Consider the following 24,632-nt stretch of genomic DNA (forward strand, 5'->3'; position numbering starts at 1 on the left):
ACGGTAGGCGGTGTCGCGTCGCCCATCACCTGTTCGACGGCGCGGGCGAGGACAGCCGCGTCGGCGAGGAACAGTTCCTGACGCTCGCGCGGGAGGTCGGTCAACGTTGAAGCTGCGGGATCGTCAGTGATCAACACGCAGTAGCCAGGAAAGTGCTGAACGTCGCCCATCACCGCGAACCCTGCCCGTAGCCGCCTCAGAACGGTCGGGTTGTCGCCGCGCAAACGCGGATCCGACCCTGTCGTCGCGCCAGGACAGGTTGTTGTCGGTCACACTGCGAACGTACCGGGAATCTGTTCAGCGCATCCTCAGTCGAGGTGCGTCACAGGGCCAGCATTCCCTCGGCGAGGCAGTCCTTGATCCGGCGTTGTTGGGCTGTGGTTGCCGGGCCGGGGAACCCGCCGTTGGTGAACACATCGTTCAGGTAGGAGACGAAGGGCATGGGCGACTCGGCGATGAAGAGGCCTTCGGCGGTTGCGTCCGGGAGTCGGAACCCGTAGGGCGGCCCACCGCTGATGTTGGCCTTGTGTAGTCGATCTGGCGCGACTGGGAGCACGAAGGCGTCGGGTGTTTCGCTGTCGGCGTTGGCTTCCTCCCAGGCTTCCAGTTCGTTGAGGTAGTAGTCCTGAGTGGACGCCTCCGGGTAGCGGCTGAATTCGAGTTCGATTACGAGGGGGTCCGCGCTCGCCGACTCGGGCCAATCCGGGTGGGTTCCTACGAGCCAGACGTCGCCCACGATGCGCAGCCAGGACGACAGGGCGAGCGGGATGGGCCCGAGCGTTTCTTCCAGCCAGGATGCGAGCCGATCAGCGTGAGGGGAGGACGGCAGGAGGGGTGCGACGGGGTCCTGGGCGTCGTCGTTGGTGTGGAAGCGGTAGCCCTGCTCGTCGAGGCGTCCGATCAAGGTCTCGAGGTTGTGCCGCGCTCGACGGGCCATTTCGTCGCAGACGGCCTGAGCCTCAACGATGAGGTGAGGCTCGCGGACGCGGGCGCCGTACTGGCGCAGCTCAGTCCAGACCTCCTCGTGTGCCCCGCTGAGGTACCTGTCCATCCAGTTCGGCGTGCTCATGGAAGTCAGCATGGCAATGGTGATGCGGACGCCTGATGGGCGGCTCGCCAGGCCAGACAGCCGATGGTGGCGGTGTAGGGCGCCCAGCCGAACCGTTCCCAGCGGGAGGGTGAGGCGGCGTTGGTGGCTGTCCCGAGCGCCATGAGTCCGGCTAGGGCCATGGACGGGGTGTGGCCGAGGGCGGTGATGCTGCGGGCGGCGAGGGCCAGGTAGACGATCGCTGCGGCTCCGCTGGCGATTCGTTTGTTGGTCGGGAGTCGTCCGGGTTCGGTTCCTCCCCAGGCGGCTGCTCCCCAGGGCGCTCCGCAGGCGAGGGCTGCTTGGAAGAGTCCCTGGCCGGCGAGCAGGGCAGGTAGAGCGATCCGTTCGGGGGTGGACGTCATGGGCTTCACATTAGGGTCGCATTTCATCAACCCGACACAGGGAGGACCGAGGGCCCGGTTGATCGTTATCGGGGGCCTGCCCGGGACCGGGAAGACCACGCTCTCAAAGGCGATCGTGCGCGAGCTGAGCGCGGTGTACTTGCGTGTTGACGTCGTCGAGACGCCGCTGATCCGCGCTGGCGTTGAGGTAGGCCCTCTCGGGTATGAGGTGGTCCGTGAGCTGGAGGCGTCCAATCTTGAACTGGGGGGCAAGGTCGTCGTGGGCCTGGTGAATCCCTTGCACGTGACCCGTGCCATGTGGAGGGAACTCGCCGCCGCATTGGACGTTCCTTTGGTCGTGTTCGAGTGCGTCCTGCCGGACCGGGCGGAGCATCGACGTCGTGTCGAGGGGCGGGTTCCTGACCTGAAGGGCCAGGTAACGCCGACCTGGGCCGAGGTCCTTGATCGCGAGTACGAACCGTGGGACGACAGCATCGATGGACCACGTGTTCGCATCGACATGACCGACGCTGCAAGCGCGACGGAGGCCGCGATTCGCGCCCTCGCTGAGGTGCCCAGCGGCCAGCAAGTCGCTCCGGATTCGGCCTGATCTATCGGCGCTGGATCGCCGGAATTGGCCCGTGGTGTGGTCCCGTCGGGGATCGCCGCACCAGCTTTCGCGGCGGTACTTTCGTACCGTTTTCGGGGAGCACTGTCGACATTGGGTCGGGTTCGACTTACCGTGCGGGAATCCCAGTTGGGATGTCTGACCGCTTTACCTGTCCCAAGTTCATGGGCGGGGCTTCGGCAGAAGTCGTTTCCTCGTTCGGCATCGCGTGGCGCTGTGGGCGTCTGCGTACCCCTGTTAGTCCGACAACGTACCCCCTGCATTGGTGGCCGCGTTCCCCCTAGATCTCGGTGGGGGTACGTGTCCGGGAACGTTCTTTCGGTTCCGTTATGTGGGTGAACGACCTGTGCCGCGCCGTTGGGTGTGGCCCTTGTGACAGAACTGAGGTGCCTGATGGCGCAGCGAACCAAGCTTCCTCCCGCGACGGCCGTGGCGGCGTCCGCCGACGATGTGCTGCGCGCCGTGCCGGCGGCGCCGGTGCGGGTGCGGCGGCGTCCGGTGTTGATCGTGGTGTCTGTCGCGAGCTTGCTGCTGGGAGCGTTCGGCGGGGTGTGGTTGTGGACGTCGGCGACCTCCCGGGTGGAGGTGATCGCGACCCGGAGGACGATCGAGCGCGGCGCGTTGATCACGGCGGCGGATCTGGTGACGGTCCGGATGGGTGTCGACCCGGCCGTCCAGACAGTGCCGGCAGCGGACGCCGCGACGGTCGTTGGGAAGCGCGCCGCCTTGGACATTGCCGCCGGTGCCCTGGTGACTCGGGCGTCGGTCACGGACGCGATGGTGCCGCCGAAGGGGTTCACCGTGGTCGGCCTCGCCTTGGGACGCGGTCTGCTGCCGGCCACGGCCTTGAAGGCGGGGGACGCCATCCGGATTGTGCAGACCCCTGGTGCGGGGGCGTCCGGTCAGCCGGTGTCGGGTCCGGTGGCCACGATCGGGGCGACGGTGGTGTCGGTGTCGAAGTCGACCGATAACCAGGCCGTCTTGGTGGACGTCCTGGTGGCTCAGGATGCCGCCGCTGATCTGGCGGCCCGGGCCTCCGCGGGCAAGGTGGCGTTGGTGCTTGATTCGCGGGAACGCTGAGGGCCCGGGTTATGGCGATCATCACGTTCACGTCAGCGGCTGGTTCGTCGGGAGCCACGACGGCCTGGGTGGGGTCGGCGTTGTCGTGGCCGTCGCCGGTGGTGGCGGTGGAGGCCGATCCGTCGGGCGGCTCGCAAGTGCTGGCCGGCTACTTCCGCGGCCTGGCCCGTCCGGGCCTCTCGGAGTTGGCGTTAGCGCACCGCCAGGGCGACCTGGCCGAGATGCTGCCGTCGCTGCTGTTCCCGGCGGCCGATTCACAAGCGTCGTTCCTGCCCGGCATCCGCACCTACAAGCAGGCCGGCGCGGTCGCTCAGGTGTGGCTGGCGCTGCTCGCCGCCCTGCGCGAGTTGGAGGCCGACACCGGCGTGGACGTCCTGGTCGATGCCGGACGCCTCGGCCTGCTGGGCTCGCCGTCCCCGTTGTTGTCGGACGCCGACGTGGTCGTCGTGGTGACCGGGACGGGGTTGCCGGAGTTGGCGGCGGTCCGCGGTTGGCTGCCCTCGTTGGAGGCGGCACCGTTGGTGGGGTTGGTATTGGTGGATCCGGGTCGCCCGTACACCGCGTCAGAGATCGAGCGCGACTTCGGGGTGCCGGTCTTCGGTGTCTTGCCGTGGGAGCCGTCAGCGGCGCGTTGGTGGTCGCACGCGGAACCGTGCCGTCGCCACGACCGCACCCGCCTCGCTAAAGCCGTCACCGACCTTGGGGCGCGGCTGCGTGAGTTGGCGCCGAACGTCGCCCGGGCGGAGGTGACGTCATGAGACAGCAGCCGATCGTGCCGGAGCGTCCCGAGTTGGCGTCGGTGCCGCTGTTCAGCGCTTTCACTCCGATGTCGGACGCCGCCGCGGCTCCTGTGGTGGGGGTGCGGTCGGCGTTCGCGTTGGACGAGTTGAAGCGTGCCCGGGACGCCCACAAGCCCCCGCTGGCCGTCGCCGATTCCACGCCCTCTGAGGTGGATTGGGTGGAGGCGTCGAGGTTGCGGGGGGACGCGTCCAAGCGGTTGACGGCCCGGTTGGAGGGGCTGGATGGCTGCACCGAGGCGGAGCGCCGCGAGCTGGGCCGGGCTGTCATCGTCGAGGTGGTTCAGGCGGCGACGGAGCGCCGGTTCGCCGAGCGGGGTTCGACATGGACGCCGCTGGCGCAAGCTGGGTTGGCGAAGGCTGTGTTCGATCTGATGTTCGGGCTGGGCCGGCTGCAACCGCTGGTCGACCGCGACGACGTCGAGGACATCATCGTCATCGGCCACGACCGGGTCTTCCTCAACCTGGTCGACGGCTCCAAAGAGCCCGGCCCTCAGGTAGCCGGATCGGACGCCGAGTTGGTGCACCTGTTGCAGGATCTGGCGTCGCGGGCGGTGCCGCCGCGGGAGTTCTCGGAGGCGCATCCGGAGCTGAACCTGAACCTGGACGGTGCCCGCCTGGCGGCGTCCATGTCGATCGTGCACCGACCCTCGGTGGTAATCCGCAGGCATCGGCTGGTCGACCTCGACCTCGACGATCTGATCGGGCGCGGCACCGTCACCCCGGTAATGGCCTCCTTCCTCGCCGCTGCGGTCCGGGCCCGCCGATCGATCGTGGTGTCCGGTGAACAGGGCGTTGGGAAGACGACGCTCCTTCGCGCGTTGTGTGCCGAGATCGGCCCCGACGAGGTCATTGGTGTGTTCGAGACCGAGCGTGAGCTGGGCCTGGAAACGATGACCGACCGGCATCCGTTGGTGTTCAGCTGGGAGGCCCGCCCGGGTTCGTCCGAGACCGGTGCCGATGGTCGTCGGGCGGGTGAGTTCACTTTGGCCCGGGAGATGTGGCTGTCGCACCGTTACATCTTGGGCAGGCATATCACCGGGGAGGTTCGTGGTCCGGAGGTCGCCGAGATGATCATGGCGATGGAGTCGGGCAGCGGGTCGATGTCGACCACGCATGCGGTGTCGGCTGGGATGGCGATGGAGAAGCTCGCCTCCTGTGCGATGCAGTCCGGTGATTTCACCCGGGACGCGGCGGTGATGAAGCTGGCCCGCTGCATCGACCTGGTGGTGCAGATGCGCACCCTCCTCGTCGGAGCGGACGGGGCCCGTCGCAAGCAGCGGGTCGTCGACGAGATCGTGGCGATCACACCCGGCGAGGACGCCCTCGGCTACGCCTCCACCACCGTGTTCCGCCGCATCGCCCACGGCACCGCGGTGCCGCACATCCTGCCCGACCACCTCCGCGACCTGGACGCCCACGGCTTCAACGCTTTCGAGTTCCAGTCCGAAGCCCGCCGAGACGGGGGCGCCGCATGACCCTCCTGCTCCCCGCGACCGTCGGCGCCCTCCTGGTCGCCGGCGTCCTCGGCCTCGCCGCCGGCCTCCGCCCCGCCCCGGCCGCCGCCCCGCGACGTTTGGGGGTTCGGACGCCGTGGCTGGCCTGGTCACGCCGCCGCCTGTCCACCCTCGCGATCGCGACGGGTGCTGGTGTCGTGGTCGCGTTGTTGACCGGGTGGGTGATCGCGATCCTGCTGCTGCCAGCGGCCGCGGTCGGGCTGCCGATGTTGTTGGCGGCCCCGAAGGAAGGCGACATCATCGAGCGTCTGGAGGCCTTGGCGGAGTGGACCCGGCATGTGGCCGGGGTGATCCGGGTGGGCGCCGGCCTGGAGCGTGCCCTCATCGAAACCTTGTCCTCGACCCCGGCACCGATCCGCCCCCAGGTCGCCGCTTTGGTGGCGAGGTTGCGCGGCAAGTGGGACCCGGAGGATGCCCTGCGCGGGTTCGCCGACGACCTGCACGACCCGACCGGTGACCTGGTGGCGGCCACGCTGATCCTGGCCACCCACACCCGCGGCGACGGGCTGTCGTCCATCCTGGCCGGGCTGGCCGAGTCGGTCGCCGGCGAGGTCACCGCCCGCCGCCAACTCGAGGCCGAACGGGCCAAGCCCCGCCAGAACGCCCGCGTCGTCACCATCATCACCGTCGGCGCCCTGGCCTTGTTGATCGTCACCGGGCAGTTCCTGGACGCCTACAAGTCCGGCCTCGGACAACTCGCCCTGGCGCTCATGCTCACCCTCTACGCCGGCGTCCTGGTCGTGATGCGGAAGATGGCCGACGTCCGCGCCCTGCCCCGCTTCCTCGGAGGTGTGCGATGACCGGCCTCCAACTCGCCGCCCTCACCGGGCTGTTCCTCGCCACCGGCGTCGTCGGGTTGGTGTGGTGGGCGCTGCCCGGGACCGCTGCCCTCGGGCCTGCCCTGGCCCGCCTCGACGGCCACGCCACGGTCACCCCGCTTCCGGTTCAGGTGAGTGGGGATGTGCAGGACCGCTTGGGCGACTGGTTGGGAGGCCGCCTCCCCGAGTCGCTCTGGCGGACGCCGACCCGCGAGCTCGCACTGTTGCGCCGCACCCCGGCGAACTTCTACGGCGAGAAGATCCTGCTCGCGGCCATCGGTCTTGTTGGTCCGCCGCTGATCTTGGGTGGGCTGCTGGTGATGGGTGTCCGGTTGCCGGTGACGGTGCCGCTCGGCCTGTCGCTGCTCGCCGCGGTGGTGTTGTTCGTGACCCCGAACCTGTCGATCGGCTCACAGGCGGCAGCGGCCCGGTTGGAGTTCAACCACGCGTTGTCGTCCTACATCGACCTGGTGGCGCTGGAGCGTCGGGCCGGTTCGGGTGCCCGCCAAGCCCTGGAGAACGCGGCCCGGGTGGGTCGCGGGCATTGGGTGTTCGACGCCCTGGCCGACGCGCTGGCGGCGTCCGCTGTCGATGGGCGGCGTCCGTTCGAGGCGTTCGCCGACCTGGCCAAGACCCTTGGCGTCCCGCAGTTGGAGGACCTGGCGGCGATCATGGCGCTCGCTGAGCAGCAGACGATGCCGGTGTATCAAACGTTGCGTGACCACAACCGTGCCCTGCGCACGGCGATGTTGACCGACGAGCAGGCTCGCGCGAATGCGGCCAATCAGTTGCTCGCCATCCCCGAGACCCTGCTGGTGGCCGTGTTCGTGGCCATCCTGCTGGGCCCCCAAGTGATGACCCTGATCACCAGCTCGTAACCCAACCCCCGTCCCAAGGAGACCCTCGTGTTGACCCTCTACATCCACACCCGACTGCTGCTCACCGACGCCCTTGAACGGCTCACGAGCCCACCACCCCGCCGCGGCGAACGCGGCCTTTCCGAATCGGTGCAGACCGCCCTGCTGGTCGTATTCGCGATCGCCGCCGTCGCGATCATCATCGTCGCCGTCACCACCTTGTTGAACAACAAGGCCGCCATCATCGCCGGCAGCTAACCCCAGGACTCTGCGATGGCGATGACGAACAGGCGGTGGAGGCGTTCCGGCGACCGTGGTTATGCGGCCGTCGGGGTCGCGTTGGCGCTGCCGCTGCTGTTCGTCGTCATCTTCCTCGCCGTCCAGGCCGGGCTGTGGTTCTTCGCCCGCAGCGTCTGCCTGGCCGCCGCCCAGGAAGGCGCCCGCACCTCCGCCGCTCGCGACGCGAGCTTGCAAGCCGGACTCGACACGGCGTCGAGCTTCGCCGGCCGGGTCGGCTCGGGCATGCTCACCGGGATCAGCGTCACCGGTGACCGCTCCGGCACGTCGACGACGGTGGTGGTGTCCGGGATGAGTGTGCGGCTGGTGCCGTTCATGGACCTGCAGGTCACCCAGTCCGCGACCCTGCCCGTCGAACGGCTCACCTGATGACCAGGCGCAGGCGGGACGAGCGGGGTGGATCGGCGGCGGTCGAGTTGGCGATGCTGATCCCGGTCATCATCGCCGTAGTCATGCTGGCCGTCGCCGGTGGACGCCTCGCCCTGGCCCACGGTGCGGTTCAGCAAGCCGCCACGGACGCCGCCCGCGCCGCCTCTCTGGCTCGCACCAGCGGGGATGCCCACACTGACGCCGCCACCGCGGCGTCCACGTCGCTCGGACAGGCCACCCCGTGCCGGTCGATAGCGGTCGCCGTGGACACGTCCGGGTTTGGGGCGCCCGTGGGGACGCCGGCGGTGGTCCGTGCCACCGTCACCTGCACCGTCGCACTGGCCGACCTCGGCGTCCTCGGACTGCCCGGCACCAAGACCGTGACCGCCACGATGGTGTCCCCGCTCGACACCTACCGAGGCCGCACATGACCAGGGACGAGCGGGGTGCGGTGGTCACCGTGTGGGTGGCGCTGCTGATGACCGTGCTAGTGGCCGTCATTGGCATCAGCGTGGATCTGACCGGGCAGGTCAACGCCCAGCAACGCGCGCACGACCTGGCCCAGCAAGCTGGCCGGGCCGCCGCGAACCAGTCGAGGGTTGCGTTGGCGATGCAGGGCCACACCCCCGAGATCGACCCCGCCGCGGCCCAGGTGGCGGCTGCCGACTACCTGGCGGCGGCCGGGGTGACTGGGACCGTGACGATCACCGGGCCCACGACCCTGACGATCCATGTGACCACGAGCTACCAGCCGCACTTCCTCGCCGGGTTCGGGGTCGGCGCCAAAGCCGTGACCGGGGATGCCGCCGTCGACCTCACGCGCGTCGTGAACGGAGCACCCCGATGACCACCCAGCCCCGACACCCCCGCCTCCAAGGCGCCGCCGCCAGCCTCGTCATCATCGGCGTCCTTGTGGGGCTGCCTGCGGTGCTGTTGGCCCTCGGTTGGGGCACCCTGCCCGGCGGGGCCTGGTGGACCTGGCTCACCACCCCCGATGACGGACGCCTCACCCTCACCCTGCTCAAGGCTGTCGGCTGGATCGTCTGGGCGGTCCTCGTCCTGCTCATCGCCGCCGAGGTGACCGCGTTCGTTCGGGGCGTGCGGGCGCCGCGGCTGCCCGGCTTCCGGTGGACCCAACCCGGCATCCAGCGCCTCGTCACCACCGCGATGCTGCTGTTCACCGCGATCCCCGCCACCGTCCAGGTCGCCAACGCCACCCCCGCCCACGCCACACCCCGACCCGTCGAGACCACACCCCGGCACGCCATCGCCCTCGACAAGGCCACCGCGAACCAGGCTTCCACGCGGACGCATACGGTCCGAGCCGGTGATTCGTTGTGGTCGATCGCTGAGCGCTACCTGGGCTCTGGACGCCGCTACCCCGAGATCGCCGCCCTCAACACGGACCTCCTCAACGGACACAACGACTTCCTCCGCGCCGGCTGGACCCTCACCCTCCCCGCCGCAGAGAACACCACCCCACCGGCAACCGGCACGGTCATCGTGAAGCCGGGCGACACCCTGTCCGGCATCGCCCGCAGCCACCTCGGCGACGAAACCGCCTGGCCCACCCTGTACGAGGCCTCGCTCGGGACCGTCCAGCCCGACGGCGGACGCCTCACCAACCCCGACCTCATCCTCCCCGGCTGGACTATCACCCTCCCCAACCCAGTCATCACGCCAGCCCCAGCGCCACAAGCTCCAGCGCCCGAGGCTCCTGCGTCCCCGTCGGTAGAGCCGGTCGGCGCTCAACCGCAGAGACCCGACACCGATCCGGCAGGCCCGGCGACGGCGCCCAGCGTCCGACCCGAGCAGCCAGAGGTGGCGGCAGCGCCGATCCCCACCACTGGGGCTAGCGCGACGAGTCAGGGCGAGGCGTCGCAGCCTGGAGCTCAGCCAGCCCCTGCCACCGCCTCCCCCGAGACCACTGCCACCATCGGACCGGTCACCCTGCCGACAGGGCTGCTGCCCGGACTGCTCGGTGCCGGGGCGATTCTCGGCGGCGGCCTCTACCTCGGCTTACAGCGCCGTCGCCGGGCCCAGTTCCGGGCACGGCGTCCTGGACGCACCATCGCCCCCACACCGCCCGACCTGGTCCGGGTCGAGCACACCATCCGGCAGGCCGCCCAGGCCGTACCAACCGTCGGCGCGGTCGATGCCGCGCTGCGGCTGTTGGGCCGCTCCGCCCCTGCGGTCGGCGTCCCCGGCCTGCGGGCCGTCGAGCTGTTACCCGGACGCCTCGCCGTCCACCTCACGACAGCCACCCACCTGATGTCGCCCTGGCTGCCCGCCGCAGGCGACACCACCGGCGCCCGCTGGACCCTTGACACCACCGGCGACCTGCCCGCGGCGTCCGGCCGCGCCCCCTACCCGTTGCTGGTCACCATCGGACGCGACGCCCACGGCGCCAGCTGGCTGATCAACCTCGAACACCTCGGCACACTCCACCTCACCGGAAACCCCAACCGAGCGCGCGACTTCGCCCGCTACCTGGCCGCCGAACTCGCCGTGAACCCCTGGTCCCGGGAAACCCGAGTCGACTGCCTGGGCGACTGGGCCGACGTGGCCGCCCTCGACCCCACCCGCCTCCGCCACCACGAACCACACCGCGCCGACGGCGTCGTTGCCAACCTGGAACGCGAAGCCCAGGCCACCATCGACCGCTGCGACACCCACCAGGTCGACGCCGCCAACGGACGCGTCGACGACTTCGGCGACGACGTCTGGACCAGCTGCCTCCTGCTCGCCGGCCCCGAAACCCCGGGCCTGGACGAGCTGCTCGACCTGATCCTCACCCATCCCGGCGGCACCGGCACCGCCGTCATCGTGTCCGACGACCAGACCGACGCCCGCGGCGTCCAAGCCTCGCTAACCGAACATGGACGCGTCGTGATCGCCGACCTGGGCCTCGAGCTGGCAGCAGTTGGGCTCACCAGCGACGAAGCCCGCGGCTGCGCGCTTCTGCTGGCTCACGCCGACACCCTGACTGACGCCCCCATGCCCACCGACGGCGAGGACGGCTGGCACGCGAACTGCGACGCCGCGGGAGCCCTCCGCGATGACCTCGTCCTGCCTCGCGGCACCGACCCCGACACCCTCGACGAGGACGCCGACTCGCTGCTGCCGGACGCCGACGCCGACCTCGTCGCCGAACTACCTGCCACGGTCGAGGACCTGCAGACCCTCGCGCCGCTCGTGCCGGTGCACGTGCGGACGCGCGTGGAGGCGTCCGATGATCAACTCGACGCCGACCTGGCCGCCTGGTACGACCCCGACACCGACCGGCCCCGCATCCACCTCCTCGGACCCGTCCGCGCCACCGTCGGACCCGGACGCTCCAGCGAAGCCGCCGAGAAACGACCCGCGTTCTACGCCGAACTCGCCGCGTACCTCGCCCTCCACCCCAGCGGGGTCACCATGGACCAAGTCACCGACGCCTTCCTCAGTGATGACATGCAGATGCGTAAACACCTGTCCGTGCTGCGCACCTGGTTCGGCACCGACCCCACCACCGGGCAGCCCTACCTGCCCGCCGCGCACCACTCGCCCGGCGGAAAGACCCGCGGCGTCGGGGTCTACCAACTCATGGGCGTCCTCGTCGACATCGACCTGTTCAGGCGCCTCCGCGTCCGCGGCGAAGCCCGCGCCTCCGACGGACTCGGCGACCTCCAAGCAGCCCTCACCCTCGTCGAAGGCGAACCTTTCACCGGGCTCCGCAACGGCGGCTGGCGCTGGCTCGACGAAGGCACCCGCCACGACCACCACCTGATCTGCGCGATCGTCGACGTCGCCCACGCCGTCACCCTCGCCAACCTCCACCACGGCGACCTTCCCGCGGCCCGCACCGCCGCCGAGATCGGCATCCTCGCCGCCCCCTACGAGGACACCCCCCACGTCGACCTCGCCGCCGTCATCGCCCGCGAAGGCGACCCCGACGCCGCCCAACGCCTCATCGACGATCAGATCTGCAACCGCGCCGAAGATGGCGAGGCACCCGACGATCTCCCCGACCGCACCGACCACCTCATCCGTGACCGCCGCTGGCTCACCGCCAACGGCAAAGTCGCCTGAAGGAAGGACGCCAGCATGCGCCTCCACCCGACCCACACCGCCGCAGCTCTAGCCGTCGTCGGACTGCTCGCCGGCTGCACCATGGCACGAACGCCCACAGTCACCACGCCGGCCATCACCCCGTCGCCGACGACGACCAGCAGTGCGACGCCCAGTGCGAGCACCACCTGGACCGGCGAAGAAGCCAAGATCAATGACCAGATTCAGGCCTACGCGGCGTGGCTGAACGTGATGTATGGGGCACCGAACGGTCCGATCAATGACGCTCCCAAGTACCTGACGGACGTGGCCCCCGACAACGTGCAACTGGCGGTGCAGCAGCAGATCATCAATTTCTACAACGACGAGTCGAAGAGCAGCGGCACCACGATCGTCACCGTCTCGTCCATCAAGCCGACGACCGCCGGTGGGTACGAGGTCCGAGTTTGCGCCGACACGTCGGCCGTGACGGTCACGAACAAGCAAGGTCAGACCGTCGACACCGGACCCAAACGAGGCGCCGCCGTCTACACGATGAAGAAGGGCGCGGACGCTGTCTGGCGCATCGCCGGAATCCAGGGGGTCGGAACATGCTGACCAAGGCCCGCGAACTCCTCCTCTGCCTCGGGTTCCTCGTGACCATGCTCGGTCTGACTGCACAACCGGCGTTCGCCGAGACCACGGTCGTGTGCACAGGCCCCGCATCGAGCTTCAACGGCTGCTCGTCCGGCACCGTGACCGTCGTCATCACCATCGATGACCAGGCAGTCGAGACCTCGCTCTCGAGTGAAGGGGCGGTCGTATGCCGGACGACCTGGGGCACGACAGCGGGGCAGCCGATGGTTGTGCCATGCGAGACCAGCGACGGCTGGTGGTCCGGCATCCGCAACTGCTACGTCAAAGCCAGCAACCCCCAGCCGCCCCTAACGAGCCCAGCCTGGCAGGGACAAACCACCGGGAAGATCTACGACTGCACACTGCCGACTGGCGTCGCAGGGCCGATGATCATGTTCTGGTCGGACACGCCACCCGTCAGCACAGCCCAGGTCGCTCAACTCGCGGCACGCGCAGTGCAGACGCTCGCGCTGACCGCCATCGACATCGGCATGGCACCAACCCCCACCTCACTCGACCCGAGGTCGATCGGGATCGTCGGACTCCCCAACTGGATGTGGGTCAAGAACCCCTCTACGCGGACCTACGGCCCCGCAGTTGGTAGCGCATCAAGTGGGGGCGTGACGGTGACCGTGACCGCCAAGGTTGACCGAGTCACCTGGACCATGGGCGACGGCACGGCGCCTATCGTCTGCACGACATCAGGGACGCCCTACGCCGCGAGCTACGGTGCGGCGCCGTCCCCGGACTGCGGGCACACCCCCGGCTACCAGAAGCAGGGAACCTATCAAGTGACTGCTGACTCGCACTGGACGATTACGTACACATCGAACGTCGGCATAGGAGGAACCCTCGCGATGAACCTGACGCGGTCCTCGTCCATCACCGTGGGGGAACTCCAGGCCGCAGTCGTTCCCGGTCGCTGAGGCTCGCCGAGCGTTCCCGCCGCCTCCATGTGCGTTGTCGAATGGGCGGAATGTTGGTCATGCTGGACTGGTGAAGAAGGTCGATGAACTTGAGCGAATGATCGACTCGTTACGCCGTCAGCGTGACAGCTGCGAGCCCTAGTCCAATACCAACCCGCGCTACCTCAGGTACTCAAACGCCATCTCGAACCTGAAGTGGCTCATAGACGACCTACGCCAGGAGGAGGAGCAATAGTCCTCGATGCTGCGGGCCTGGAATTTGTCAGACGTGGCTGCCACATTGATGCCCATGGATCAGGTCGAACTGCTCATTGCGTGCGTCACCAAGCTTGGCGCTGAAGACGTAGAAGTAACTGGCCCTTCACATGTGAACTTCACCCTCTGGTCCATCGAGTCGCTCGCTTACGTTCAGGACGGCGGGCGTCTGCGGGGTTCGGTCTTCATCGACCTCGACATTCCGAAGGAGGACATGCCGGAGGCCGTCGAGTGGGCGGCACATCAGGAGGTGGGCGGCGGCAAAGTTGAGGCTGCCTGGGTAGCTAACGATGAGGACGATGGCGGCTGCATCCGCGTTGTTTTCGAACGAGATTTGGATCCTGAACTCATCCAGGCGGACGACCCGCTCGGACAAGACGCCTACAACCTTCTGCTGTCCTGGGGTGGTGAGCCACCAGACCTCGATCTGGTGCCTCCAGCAGCATTGCGAGCCAGCGACCCAACGCGCATCGCGCCCACCAATGCCTGGCTGCTGATCGGCTCGGATTCGTCCTACCCCGATCCCCACGATTTGATGATCGATCGGGAGAACGCAGCAAAGGGGCTGTACGAGGGCTTCTGGACGGCGGCCAAGCAGACCGAACCCGGTGACCTTCTCTTCTTCTACTTCAAGGGCGATCGAAAGGCCATCCACTTCGTTGCACGTGCCGCCGATAACGCCTACTTCGATGACCTGGGGTCTGGTGCCGAGTGGAGTCGACGACAATGGTGGGCTCACGTCACCCCGATGGTTGAGATCGAACCGATCGCCCTTGGCGAGCTACGCCAGATCACTGGGCCCACCGTCATGCAGGGGAGATCCGGCCGTTACCTACGCCCTGAGCACGCGGCTCGACTGTCCGAACTGGCGCGACCCATAGGTCCCGATGATGCAGCGCTCCTCGCACGAATCCTGCGCCCTGTCGTTGGAAGGGCAGATCATCCCAACCCGGCCACTTTGGACCTGGCCGCTTGGCGGGCGCTCGCATCGGGCACGTTCGAGCGAGAAGCTGATGTCGAGCGACTCGTCGTCGAGCCTCTGCTGCGGCTGTCTCTACATGGAGCCGAGGACGTGTCCGTCGTCAAGGCCTACCCAGCCGGTCGGAGAATCGTCGACTACGTCGTCCTTCGGAGGGGCGTTCCGGCCTGCGCAATCGAGGTCAAGTTGCGGGTGCGGCGCTCCCGCCGAGGCGTCTGGGCGGAATGCCGTGACTTCGAGCAGGCCTGTGACTATGCCCGCCGGCTCTCCGTCCCGGCGATCCTGATCGATGCACTCCAAGTCCATCTGATCCATGAGGGCGCGTCCGAGCCGACGAAGACGCTGAACCGTGCGGTACTTCTGGAAGCGGATCTTCAGACCATCCGCCGTCACGCCCTCGGCTTGTAGCTTGAACGGCTGTTCCTGACCGCACCGGCAAGCTCCCGTCCACAGATCTGACCTGTGGATAACGAAACGTTCCCGCTGCCTGCTGATGCCCTCGTGTTGCGCGGGGGTACGGATCAGGGAACGTCGTCTTGGTCGGGTTCCTGCGTAGATCTCCTACGCGGGAAGGGCGTCCGACATGAGCGTGACGGAACTGCTGGGCATAGAAGACGAGGTGCTGCGCGAACTCGTGGAGTCGCGCTGGGATAGCTGGTTGGAGGTGATGCCGGCGTTGGCCGTCGTGGCTGAGCCCCGGCATCTCCTCGAGTGGCGTGTCACGGCCTCGCCCGAGGACGCGAATGCGGCGCTCGTGGGCTTGGCGCAGTTGGCCGCTGCCGACGGGTACGACGATCGGGACGCGGCCCTCGTGCTGGCGTGGTTGGTGTTGCCAGCCGCCCTCCGCGTCCGACGCGAGCTGGGCTGGATCCCGGGTCCTGTCGATCAGTCGTTGGCCGCCGCCTTGTGGGTGGAGGTGCGGACGGTGCCGTGGCGGCGTCCGGTCCGGGTCGCGGCCCGCATTCTGTGGCGGCTCCGCGACGCCGTGCGTGCGGATCTCAACGTTCCCATTCGGGGGAACGTTCCTGATCTGCCCATGGAGTCACTTCCGGAACCCAACGTTCCTCCAGTTCCCGATGAGCCGTCCGGCGAGCTCGAGTCAGTGCTGGATTGGGCGCTCGAGTCCGAGGTGATCACGGGTACCGATCGCGGACTGCTGGATTGCCTTCTATCCGCGATCAGAGACATGGACGCCGCCGGCGCGAGTCCCCGCGCCAACACGGTGGCCGGTCTGGCCGGCGATCGGGTCGCTGGCGTCGTGGCGGCGCAACTCGGGGTCCACCCGCGGTCGGTGCGCCGCCGGACCGCTCGGGTCCTGGCAGCTCTGCAGACAAACGTTCCTCGGTATCTCAACGAGGTGGCGGCCTGATGCCCGGGAACCCGACCTCGACTCCGGTAAGGGTTCGAGGTGATCAGATGCTCCATCCCACTCCGTCCAGGTCCACACCGGGCGTCGGCGTTGATGAGCTGCGCGCCGCATGGCGGGCGCTGGAGGCAGGTCTATTCACGGACGGCGCGCCACCCACTGGCCGGCTCGCCCCGTCAGCCGTCCACAGCCCGGCTCGGATCGTCGGATGGACGCCTTCCACCGGTGAACGGATGGTCGTCGTCCAGGGCTGTGTTGGCTCGGCTGGCGCGACCACGGTCGCGTTGGCGATCGCGACGGCGTCCGGCCAGCGATTGCGCCTCGTCGAGTGCTGCCCGGCGAGCCTCTCAGGGCTGGTTGCTGCGTCCACCGCCGAACTTGGCGAAGAGAACGGCTGGCGACTCGGCCGCCGTGACGGCGTCCGGATCGAACGCCAAGCCACCGACGAATCGGCACCTCCGCGACCGCTGGCGACGGCGTCCGACCGGACCGTCCTCGACCTCGGGAGCGCAACCATCTCCAACTGCCCTTGGCTCTTCAGCGAGCCGATCGTGCTGGTGACCAGGGCGTCCGTACCGGGGCTGCGGCGCCTAGAGGCGCTGCTCGACCTTCATCCGGCCGCGGTGGCGGCGGTGGTGGGTCCTCAGGTGAAGCGGTGGCCGACGGTGCTGACCCGGACGGTCGGCGTCCGAACCCTCGCCTTGATTGATGAGGGGCGCCTGATTGACGTCCCGTTCGACCGTGCGCTGGCTGTCACTGGCCTGACTCCGGACCCGTTGAGTGTGCCGCTGGTGAAGGCCGGCGGACGCATCCTCGCTGCCCTTGGAAAGGAACCCTCATGACTGGCCTGTTCTTCGCGTTGATCCCATTGGTGTGCCCGACGGCCCCGGGCGGGGTGACGACCTACACGAACCAGATCGCGGCGAACACCCTTTTTGTCGCCCAGTGGATGTTCGGCATCGCGTTCGTAGTGTGCGTGATCTTGCTGCTGGTCGGCAAAGCCGCCCGCATGCACCACCTCACCCAGGGCGCCGCAGTCGGCCTCGCGGTCGTGCTCCTGATCGCGATCATCTACGTCATCTTCCCCGGCATGCTGTCCGGCATCCTCGGCAGCGGCTGCGTCGCCCTCCCGGGGTCCTCATAGCCGTGGCCCTGAGAGGGTCAGCGTGAGTCAATGGCTTAGACCGTCAAAGTGTTGCGGCTGCTCCCCTCACTGCCGTCCAGGTTCGTCCAGGTCACGAAGCAGTCAACTCTGGGCGCCGATCCCATCGTGATCCGGGGGTGCAACTGCATGCTCTGGCCGGCGGCGAGGTAGTTGATCGGCTCTTCGCCGTGCAGGATTTGCCAGGCTCGCTGACCCTCAGGAGCCTCTGTGCGGAGCCTGACCTGTTGAGCTTCGCCGGAGCCGTCATTGACCAGCATCAAGACGCGGTCAGTTCCGACCTTGAACATGCTGGCCGTGACGTGAGCCTTCGGGCTGGACGTCAACGTCGTTACCACAGCGTCGGCCACTCCGAACGTGTCGCGAACGATTCGGGTGAGTGCAGGCGCCAACTGCTGCGCAAAGTCGCCGCTATTCGAGAACCTCGCAATCAAACCGCGAGTCTGCTGCTTGGACTTGAACTCCCTCAGCGCAGCCCATTGCTTGGCGTCCAGTGAGTCAGGCACAACGGGCTGGTCGGAGAAGAAGAGCGCGACTGGCTTACCAGCTGCCTCGAACCTTTCGATTTCTTCGACGCTTCCAGAGGCCGCAACGCCAGTGTCAGTGCCAAGTCGCGTCCAGAAGATCCCAATGAGAACGTCCGATGAGTCGACAATCTGACGGTTGACGATCGCTTGCGGACGATTACCCGACTCGGCGGTAGCTGCCTGCTCCCACCGGACAGGCATCAAGAGGATTCCCTTTGCCTCAGCGTGTTCAGCGTTCCATCGCAGCATCACAGCCTCGGCAGTGTCGCGTTGTTCAGCGACGTCGGATGGGGACGCGATCAGGACCCGAACCACGTTTGCCGTGAACGTCATGCTTCATCCTCTCAAAGGCTTGTATCCGCCGGATGCACTCGCGGCGGCGTCACCGCCGACGTTTTCCAACGCGGACGGACGTGCACTCTGCCTGCGGTTTGTGGCTTTAGGCGAGCCTTCGCGGCCTTCTGAACGGGCGTGGCTGCCAGTGTCCGGGAGACGGCCTTGCGGACGGTATGGGGTCGAGGTGATCTTCCATGAGTCATGTGCTTGACAGTTCCACCACCGCGCCCTTGACGCGCCGCCACCTGATCGTCTGGCTCGGAGGAGTCGTCGCAGGGTCGGTCGTTTTGAGCGTCGGCTTGGGCTACGCGCTCGTGACAGCGTTCTCGGACGCCGCCCCGGCGCCCGTCGCCGGGCCGGCTTTGCCGGGTGTCGAGTTGGTGCGGGATCGGATCGCGGCCGCGCCGATGTTGGCAGTGGCCGACTCTGCAGGTCGGACGCCGAACCGGGCCTTCGAGTTGCCTGCCCCGGTGGCGTTGCCGGTGGGGACGCGGACCGGCGCCGTCGGCGTCCGGACTGGGTTTGATCGGACGCCGCTGGGCGCGGTCGCCCAACTGGCCGCGATCGACACCCACGTCTTGTCGGACATGTCGCTGCCCGGCGCAGTCGAGACTTACAACGCCTGGGCACTACCAGGTGGGGTCGGCGCGGGAGGCTGGTCACAGACGGCGAACGTGAAGTCGTTCCTGACATCGGCCCGCCAACAGGGCGAGGTGAAGGACGCCACGACGTTCGTGTCGGTGGCGCCGGCCGCTTACCAGGTGAAGGGCGTCGACGGCGACGCCTGGGTGGTGGCGTGCGTGCTTTTCGACATCACCGCCCGCATCACCGACGTGGCCCGCATGGGGTACGGCACCTGCGAACGGATGCAGTGGACCCCCGACGGATGGCGCATCGCCCCCGGCACCCCACCCGCACCGGCCCCGTCGACGTGGCCAGGGTCGGAGCTGTCGGTCAAAGCCGGCTGGCTGCCCCTGACCCGCCCAACGAGCTGAGCGAGGGGCGATGGATCCGTTTGGTGTGTTGGGGTCGACGGCGGCGAAGATCGGCGCCGACATCTTGACCGCGGCCATGTTGAGCTTGTGGAACGCCGGCCTATGGATTCTGAAGGTGGTCCTCGAGTTGGAGGATCACGTCCTGACCCCGAACCTGGCCGAGGACGGCCCCCTAGGACGCCTCTACCAGACAACGTTCTGGCTCGCGCTCGCCCTGGTGGGTATCTTCATGGTGGTCCAGATCATCATCGCGCTGGCCCGCCGCGACGGCCGCACCGTCGGCCAACTGGTGGTCGGGGTGGTGCAGTTCGGGTTCGTGTGGTTCGCCTGGATCGGCTACGGCGTCACCGTCGTCGCCGCCTGCGGTGGTCTGACCCGCGCCCTCATGGACACCCTGCTGCAAACCACCACCTGGGCCGGCTGGACCGCCTGGAAACCCTTCACCGTGACCGACATCACCGACACCGCCACCGCCGTCATCCTCGGCCTCCTCGGGTTGTTGATGTGGCTGGCCGCGATCGGGCACGCCCTTGTCCTGTTGGCGCGGACAGCGGCGTTGTTCGTGTTGGCAGCGACCAGCCCGATCGCGGCGTCCGGGCTGGTGGTCGACTTCGGACGGTCCTGGTTCTGGCGGTCGCTGCGCTGGTTCCACGCCGCCGCCCTCACCCCACCCCTGATGGTGCTCTGCCTCGGGATCGGCGTCCAGATCGCGTCCGGGGTCGCCCTCGGTGGCGAATCGGACGCCCTCGCCTCGATCGGCTCCGCGTTCGTCGGCATCGTGCTGATCTGCACCTCCACCTTCGCGCCGATGGCGCTGTTCAAACTGTTCGCGTTCGTCGACCCCGGCTCAACCTCCGGCGCCTCCCTCCGCGCCGGCCTCACCGCCGCCGGCGGCATCAGCGGGCTGCTGAGCGGCGGCGGGACGGGCACGTCTGCGGCGTCGAGTGCCGACGCCTCCGGCCGGACCGCCGGGGAGGACGGCGCCTCCGCGACCGCCACCGGACGATTCGCGTCCGCCGCGTCGGCGCTGGGGCCGGTCGGACAAGCGGTCGCGGGCGGCGTCCGCGCCATGACCACCCTCGGGGCGATGGGCGCCACCGCCGGCTACGACCTGACCAACTCGATGGGTGTCGGGCACAACGTGTACCCGCCCGACTCCAGCAGGCGCGCTGTCAAAGCCCAACTCGGCTCCGACCCCAACCAGCGCGGCACCAGCCCGGACGCCCCCCAAAGCGGCGACGGCAACACCTGGGCCACCAACCCCGAAAACACGACCACCGACCCCGGCCAAGGCGGGACGTCCGGTGGGTTCAACCCGGCGTTCCAGCAACCACCCGGCAGTCCGAGCAGCGGCACAGGCCCGGGAGGTGCCGGTGCTCGTGCCCCGGGCGGCGGCGCAGCCGCCGGTGACGGAGCTCTCGCGGGTGAGGCGGCCGAGGCCGCCGTCATCGCCCTCTAACCCCCCTACGGCAAGGAGACATTGTCATGAGCGAAACGACGGAGCGTCGGGTGGCGGTGTACCGCGACTACGGCCCGGACCGGGTCGGGTTCTTCTTCGGTCTGACCGGCTGGCAACTGATCGTTACCGTGGTCGCGTTCCTGCCCGTCCTGGCCGCGATCAACGGCCAACGCTGGCTCCTCGCCGGAGAACTCGCCGGCGTCGGCGTCCTCATCTCCGCCCTCGTCACCATCCCGGTCCGGGGCCGGTCAGCGACCGGCTGGCTGGCCGCCAGCGTCCGGTTCGCCGTCGGGAAAGCGTTCGGCTGGACCACCTGGCGCTCCAAAGCCGCCACCGGCGTCGCCGACGACCTCACCAAAGCCGACCTGCCCGGCGTCCTGGCCGGACTCGCCATCCACGACGGCCCACCCACCGGACCCACCCAACACCGCATCGCCCTCATCCAGGACCACGCCGCCCGCACCTGGGCGATCACCGCCGCCATCACCCACCCCGGCGTCGGCCTCGCGGACGCCGCCACCCGCGACGCCTACGGACGCGGCCTCGCCGAACTCCTCGACGTCGCCGCCCGCACCGACCTGATCAGCGACGTTATGTTCCTGGTCCGCACCGTCCCCGACGACGGCGCCGAACGCGAACAATGGATCACCCGCCACCGCCGCCCCGACGGCCCCGCCCTATCCAGGCGGGTCAACGACGACCTCGCGATCATGCTGTCCACCGCCGCCGTCCGCACCGAAACGTTCGTCACCATCGTCATCCCCGAGCAGCGTTTGGCCCGCCAAGCCCGCGAGTTCGGCGGCGGCCTCGACGGCCGCGCCCGCGTCCTCTACGCCCTCGCCAGCGAAATGGGCGACATGCTCCGCGGCGCCATCGGAGCCACCGACGTCACCTGGCTCACAAGCCCCCAGCTGGCGCTGGCGGTACGGACCGGTTTCGCCCCCGGCGACCGCGCCGGCATCATCGACGCACTCGCCGCCCACGCCGCAGACCCGACCGTGAACGCCGACGTGCCCTGGGCCATGGCCGGACCCTCCGGCGCCGACCCCGCCCTTCGCCACCACTCCCACGACGCCTGGAACTCGATCTCTGCGACCATCAAACTGCCCGACCGGGGTGCCTGCCTCGGAGCCCTCGCGCCGATCCTCACCCCCGCTGAACGCGGCGAACGCCGATCCGTCCTCGTCGCCTACCCCCTCCTCGCCAGCGGACGCGCCGAACGTCAAACCGCCTCCGGGGAATGGTCAGCCGACATGGCCGAAGGACTCCGCGCCAAAGCTGGCATCCGCGCACGTGCCCGCGACCGGACCAACACGGCCCGCGCCCACAACCTCGACACCAAACTCGCGTCGGGTCACACGCTCACCAGGCCCTACGCCATCGCGACCGTCACCGTCCCCAAAACCATGCGCATCGCCCAATACGGACGCCTCCTCGACGCCTCCATCCGCCGCGCCGGCTACGCCCCCCTACGACTCGACCTCGCCCAAGGCACCGCCTTCGCCGCCGGAACCTTGCCAGTCGGTATCGGTCTGGCGCGCACGGCCGACCGATGACCGCGGCACCCTGGTTATCGGCTCGGTCACACCAGGGTGAGCGTTTTGGGCGTTTGGCGCGTACAGTGGGGCGCATGACCAGTGCGATCACACGAGACACCTCGTCGCAGTTGCGTGACGCGGTGGACGAGGCGCTGCGCACCGTGCCCGGGCTCACGGACAACGCCCGCGCCGCCTTCGCACGGCTCGTCGACGTGCTCGAGTCCAGCGACGATGCGGTCGTGTTTCCGGCCGAGGCAACCATCTCGACGAGTGAGGCGGCCGCCCTTCTCGGCATCAGCCGGATGAGCGTGGTGCGGCTGATCGATCGTGGCGCGTTGCACGCGGACATCAGCGCAGTCCACCGCCGCATCCCGGTGACGGAGCTGGCGCGCTATCAAACCGAAACCCGTAAGCGGAGGCGATCGGCCCTGGCCGATCTTGCCAGCGACATCACCGACTCCACGCCCGCCGACCAGGTGATCGCGACCCGGTGAGCGACACCCGACCCGGGATCGGGCGGGCGGCTTTGCTTGATGCCTGCGAGCCCGTCCCGATCCGGCTGACGCAGACCCTGCTGTGGCCCGCAGAACCTGGTCGGAACAGATCCTCGACGAAGTGCAGCGCAACCCGCCCAAAGCCGGCTGTGGAGTTCAGCGCTTCATGGCGGGGTTCTGAGGTCATTGGGTGCCGTTAGGTTGCGCCCCCCGCGCTTGCCTTCAGCGACAAGCCCTTGACGACTTCTCCGTGGCGAAGTTGCGCGAGTGCGGGGACGCACCAGTGTCGCGCTGGCGGCTTCAACGTCCCGTTCGGGACTCGGCGACATCCCCGCTGAGAACGTGCGCTAGTTCCGTTTCCAGCGTTTCCCGCGCCTCGATGCCGGATAAGTCGCCCACCAGGACCCTCACCGCCAGCCCATCGGCCAACGCTAGTAGTCGCCGGGCGATCGGTGTCGCCTCCGGGCGGGAACCCAGCAGTCGGACGCACTCGTCCTCGGTGCCCCTCTTGGTCACGGCGAGAAGTCGGCCGATCTTCGGGTCGCTGACCGACTTGGCGAGATACGCGTACCAGACGCTGGTGCCAAAGCGGGTGTGCGGATTGTCGGGCACCGCGTGCAGGAGAATGTGCCGCAGGCGGGCGATCGGGTCGCTCGGCAGTTCTACGTAGGCCGCCTGTGCGCCATCGATCATCGCGATGCAGGCGGCGCGGACCAGCGAGTCCCGGGTGCCGAAGTGGTGCTGGACGCGTCCCACCGAGACGCCGGCCTGTTTGGCGACCCGGCGGAAGGTGACGCCTTCGATTCCGCCGTGGGCGATCAGCATCCAGACCGCCTTGATGATCTCGGACCGGCTCCCGTCCGAATCCTGACTGGCCACAGCGTCACCCTAGCAATACGCACGTATGGCGCGCTGCTACGATACGTTTGTATTGCGCACGGAAGGAGAGGCATGAGATCCCCGAAACGCTCCTCCAAGCGGCGGTGGAGCCCACGGCGCGCGGCGCTGATCGTGGTCATCGCACTGGCCGCAGCGCAGGTGTTGAGTTGGTTCCCCGATCATCCACAGGTCGGGCACTTCCGCACCGCGGCCGACCGTGCCGCCTACGAGGCCGCCTATTCCCAGGCCCTCACCCGCATGCCGCGGCCCACCCTCACCATCGACGTCCAAACCTCGTTCGGCGTTGTCCGGGTCTACCAATGGAACAACCCGGACGCCCCCGCCATCCCCGTCGTGCTGCTACCCGGGCGCGGCTCAGGCGTCCCGATGTGGTCGGAGAACCTGCCTAGTCTGCTCTCCCGCCGCACGGTCTACGCCATGGACGCGCTCGGGGACGCTGGCCTGTCGGCCCAGACGGTGCCGCTGACCAGCGCCGCTGACCAGGCGCTGTGGATCGACGACGCATTGGCCGGGCTGGGCATTACCAGGGCGCACATCGTCGGGCACTCGTTCGGCGCCGCCAGCGCCGCGTCTCTGGCGGTCCACCGGCCCAGCCGTGTCGCCAGCCTCACCTTGCTGGAACCCGCCTTCGTCCTCAACTGGCCGCCGATCAGCACCTTGGCCTGGTCCGTTCCAGCCACGCTGCCGTTCCTGCCCCAATCCTGGCGCGATGCAGCGGTGGCCAAGGTGGCAGGCGAAGACCCAGGCGCCCTTGACCCGAACGATCCGATCGCCCGCATGATCACCCTGGGCAGCACCGGCTACTCGGCCCAGCTACCCACCCCTAACCCACTGAGCGAATCTCAGTTGCGGGGGCTCGCCATGCCCGTCTACGTGGCGATCGCCGAGGCCAGCACGATCACAAACGGTGCGGACTCTGTCGACAAGGCGAACCTGATCCCCGCGGTCGAGACCACGATCTGGCCGAACACCACACACTCGTTACCGATGCAGGCCCCCGAACTGTTAGCGGTCGAGTTGGCCGACTTCTGGGCGCGTCACGACTCCTGAGTCAGGCCGGGAACGGGCGTCCCCTTCATCCAGACGGCGGATAGTCCTATCAGGCGCCGGGTCGGGGCTCACCTAGCAGCGACCTTCAACCCCTAGGGATGCGCTGATCATTGGTGCTACTGCTGCCGGGTGGGTCTGACTGGCGGGTTGTGGGCTGTTGGGGTGTTTCGGGCTGGTCGCTGTTGC

At 68.5% G+C, this 24,632-nt stretch carries 26 protein-coding genes; 22 read left to right on the forward strand and 4 right to left on the reverse strand.

Translation table 11 applies throughout. From position 1 onward, the window contains the following. Positions 1 to 322: 322 nt before the first annotated feature. Both FN821_RS06680 and FN821_RS06685 read right to left on the reverse strand, forming a co-directional pair. A complete protein-coding gene (locus FN821_RS06680; protein WP_131171933.1) occupies positions 323 to 1,069 on the reverse strand; it encodes a hypothetical protein in 747 nt (248 codons plus the stop codon). A 5-nt stretch (positions 1,070 to 1,074) separates the two neighbouring features. Next, entirely contained in the window at positions 1,075 to 1,452 is a 378-nt protein-coding gene (locus tag FN821_RS06685) for a hypothetical protein (protein ID WP_131171934.1), read from the reverse strand. Here FN821_RS06685 and FN821_RS06690 point away from each other — a divergent pair. From FN821_RS06690 to FN821_RS06770, 17 genes are all read left to right on the forward strand, one after another. After that, positions 1,451 to 2,041 carry a P-loop nucleotide/nucleoside kinase family protein gene (locus FN821_RS06690; protein ID WP_131171966.1) on the forward strand — a complete coding sequence of 197 codons (591 nt, stop codon included), beginning with the start codon at positions 1,451 to 1,453 and terminating at the stop codon, positions 2,039 to 2,041. The two genes, FN821_RS06685 and FN821_RS06690, sit on opposite strands and share 2 nt — an antisense overlap. 411 nt (positions 2,042 to 2,452) lie before the next feature. Next, on the forward strand, positions 2,453 to 3,139 hold the full coding sequence (locus FN821_RS06695; protein WP_206662033.1) for an SAF domain-containing protein: 687 nt from the start codon (positions 2,453 to 2,455) through the stop codon (positions 3,137 to 3,139). An 11-nt stretch (positions 3,140 to 3,150) separates the two neighbouring features. Next, the gene (locus FN821_RS06700) at positions 3,151 to 3,897 is read left to right on the forward strand and encodes a CpaE/TadZ family protein (RefSeq protein WP_131171935.1); all 747 of its coding nucleotides are present in this window, start codon (positions 3,151 to 3,153) and stop codon (positions 3,895 to 3,897) included. After that, positions 3,894 to 5,414, forward strand: coding sequence for a TadA family conjugal transfer-associated ATPase (locus FN821_RS06705; protein WP_206662034.1), 1,521 nt, complete (start codon positions 3,894 to 3,896; stop codon positions 5,412 to 5,414). Before FN821_RS06700 ends, FN821_RS06705 begins: the two co-directional genes overlap by 4 nt. After that, positions 5,411 to 6,253 (forward strand): type II secretion system F family protein, encoded by an 843-nt coding sequence (locus FN821_RS06710; protein ID WP_131171936.1) that lies wholly within the window; start codon positions 5,411 to 5,413, stop codon positions 6,251 to 6,253. Before FN821_RS06705 ends, FN821_RS06710 begins: the two co-directional genes overlap by 4 nt. Next, positions 6,250 to 7,149 (forward strand): type II secretion system F family protein, encoded by a 900-nt coding sequence (locus FN821_RS06715; protein ID WP_131171937.1) that lies wholly within the window; start codon positions 6,250 to 6,252, stop codon positions 7,147 to 7,149. The genes FN821_RS06710 and FN821_RS06715 overlap by 4 nt, the downstream gene beginning before the upstream one ends. A 27-nt stretch (positions 7,150 to 7,176) precedes the next feature. Next, positions 7,177 to 7,386: a hypothetical protein gene (locus FN821_RS06720; RefSeq protein ID WP_131171938.1), complete on the forward strand. Its 210-nt coding sequence runs from the start codon at positions 7,177 to 7,179 to the stop codon at positions 7,384 to 7,386. Positions 7,387 to 7,401: 15 nt separating this feature from the next. Beyond that, entirely contained in the window at positions 7,402 to 7,794 is a 393-nt protein-coding gene (locus FN821_RS06725) for a TadE/TadG family type IV pilus assembly protein (protein WP_131171939.1), read from the forward strand. Next, complete coding sequence (locus FN821_RS06730; RefSeq protein WP_131171940.1) at positions 7,794 to 8,225, forward strand: TadE family protein; 432 nt, start codon at positions 7,794 to 7,796, stop codon at positions 8,223 to 8,225. The genes FN821_RS06725 and FN821_RS06730 overlap by 1 nt, the downstream gene beginning before the upstream one ends. After that, positions 8,222 to 8,641 (forward strand): TadE/TadG family type IV pilus assembly protein, encoded by a 420-nt coding sequence (locus FN821_RS06735; protein ID WP_131171941.1) that lies wholly within the window; start codon positions 8,222 to 8,224, stop codon positions 8,639 to 8,641. The genes FN821_RS06730 and FN821_RS06735 overlap by 4 nt, the downstream gene beginning before the upstream one ends. Beyond that, positions 8,638 to 11,865 (forward strand): LysM peptidoglycan-binding domain-containing protein, encoded by a 3,228-nt coding sequence (locus tag FN821_RS06740; RefSeq protein ID WP_131171942.1) that lies wholly within the window; start codon positions 8,638 to 8,640, stop codon positions 11,863 to 11,865. Before FN821_RS06735 ends, FN821_RS06740 begins: the two co-directional genes overlap by 4 nt. Positions 11,866 to 11,880: 15 nt before the next feature. Continuing rightward, positions 11,881 to 12,441, forward strand: coding sequence for a hypothetical protein (locus FN821_RS06745; RefSeq protein ID WP_131171943.1), 561 nt, complete (start codon positions 11,881 to 11,883; stop codon positions 12,439 to 12,441). Further along, on the forward strand, positions 12,435 to 13,385 hold the full coding sequence (locus tag FN821_RS06750) for a hypothetical protein (protein ID WP_131171944.1): 951 nt from the start codon (positions 12,435 to 12,437) through the stop codon (positions 13,383 to 13,385). The genes FN821_RS06745 and FN821_RS06750 overlap by 7 nt, the downstream gene beginning before the upstream one ends. A gap of 289 nt (positions 13,386 to 13,674) precedes the next feature. Then, positions 13,675 to 15,027, forward strand: coding sequence for a hypothetical protein (locus FN821_RS06755; protein ID WP_131171945.1), 1,353 nt, complete (start codon positions 13,675 to 13,677; stop codon positions 15,025 to 15,027). Between the two features lie 175 nt (positions 15,028 to 15,202). Beyond that, positions 15,203 to 15,988, forward strand: a complete 786-nt coding sequence (locus tag FN821_RS06760; RefSeq protein WP_131171946.1) for a hypothetical protein — start codon at positions 15,203 to 15,205, stop codon at positions 15,986 to 15,988. 230 nt (positions 15,989 to 16,218) lie between these two features. Further along, positions 16,219 to 16,827 (forward strand): hypothetical protein, encoded by a 609-nt coding sequence (locus FN821_RS06765; protein WP_131171947.1) that lies wholly within the window; start codon positions 16,219 to 16,221, stop codon positions 16,825 to 16,827. After that, positions 16,824 to 17,129, forward strand: coding sequence for a hypothetical protein (locus FN821_RS06770; protein WP_131171948.1), 306 nt, complete (start codon positions 16,824 to 16,826; stop codon positions 17,127 to 17,129). Before FN821_RS06765 ends, FN821_RS06770 begins: the two co-directional genes overlap by 4 nt. 35 nt (positions 17,130 to 17,164) lie before the next feature. On the opposite strand, the gene FN821_RS06775 is transcribed toward FN821_RS06770, so the two are convergent. Then, positions 17,165 to 18,007, reverse strand: a complete 843-nt coding sequence (locus FN821_RS06775) for a hypothetical protein (protein ID WP_131171949.1) — start codon at positions 18,005 to 18,007, stop codon at positions 17,165 to 17,167. A 197-nt stretch (positions 18,008 to 18,204) separates the two neighbouring features. Here FN821_RS06775 and FN821_RS06780 point away from each other — a divergent pair, with 197 nt between their 5' ends. From FN821_RS06780 to FN821_RS06795, 4 genes are all read left to right on the forward strand, one after another. After that, on the forward strand, positions 18,205 to 19,005 hold the full coding sequence (locus FN821_RS06780) for a hypothetical protein (RefSeq protein ID WP_131171950.1): 801 nt from the start codon (positions 18,205 to 18,207) through the stop codon (positions 19,003 to 19,005). A 10-nt stretch (positions 19,006 to 19,015) separates the two neighbouring features. Next, complete coding sequence (locus FN821_RS06785; protein WP_131171951.1) at positions 19,016 to 20,464, forward strand: hypothetical protein; 1,449 nt, start codon at positions 19,016 to 19,018, stop codon at positions 20,462 to 20,464. Positions 20,465 to 20,490: 26 nt separating this feature from the next. Next, the gene (locus FN821_RS06790) at positions 20,491 to 22,020 is read left to right on the forward strand and encodes an SCO6880 family protein (protein WP_131171952.1); all 1,530 of its coding nucleotides are present in this window, start codon (positions 20,491 to 20,493) and stop codon (positions 22,018 to 22,020) included. Between the two features lie 74 nt (positions 22,021 to 22,094). Next, entirely contained in the window at positions 22,095 to 22,496 is a 402-nt protein-coding gene (locus FN821_RS06795; RefSeq protein ID WP_165489283.1) for a helix-turn-helix domain-containing protein, read from the forward strand. Between the two features lie 300 nt (positions 22,497 to 22,796). Here FN821_RS06795 and FN821_RS06800 read toward each other — a convergent pair whose 3' ends face one another. After that, positions 22,797 to 23,375 carry a TetR/AcrR family transcriptional regulator gene (locus FN821_RS06800; protein WP_206662035.1) on the reverse strand — a complete coding sequence of 193 codons (579 nt, stop codon included), beginning with the start codon at positions 23,373 to 23,375 and terminating at the stop codon, positions 22,797 to 22,799. Positions 23,376 to 23,447: 72 nt separating this feature from the next. On the opposite strand from FN821_RS06800, the gene FN821_RS06805 reads away from it, so the two are divergent. Further along, a complete protein-coding gene (locus FN821_RS06805; RefSeq protein ID WP_131171954.1) occupies positions 23,448 to 24,446 on the forward strand; it encodes an alpha/beta fold hydrolase in 999 nt (332 codons plus the stop codon). Positions 24,447 to 24,632: the final 186 nt, after the last annotated feature.

This window comes from Propioniciclava tarda (genome assembly GCF_900182665.1).
Lineage (GTDB): Bacteria > Actinomycetota > Actinomycetes > Propionibacteriales > Propionibacteriaceae > Propioniciclava > Propioniciclava tarda.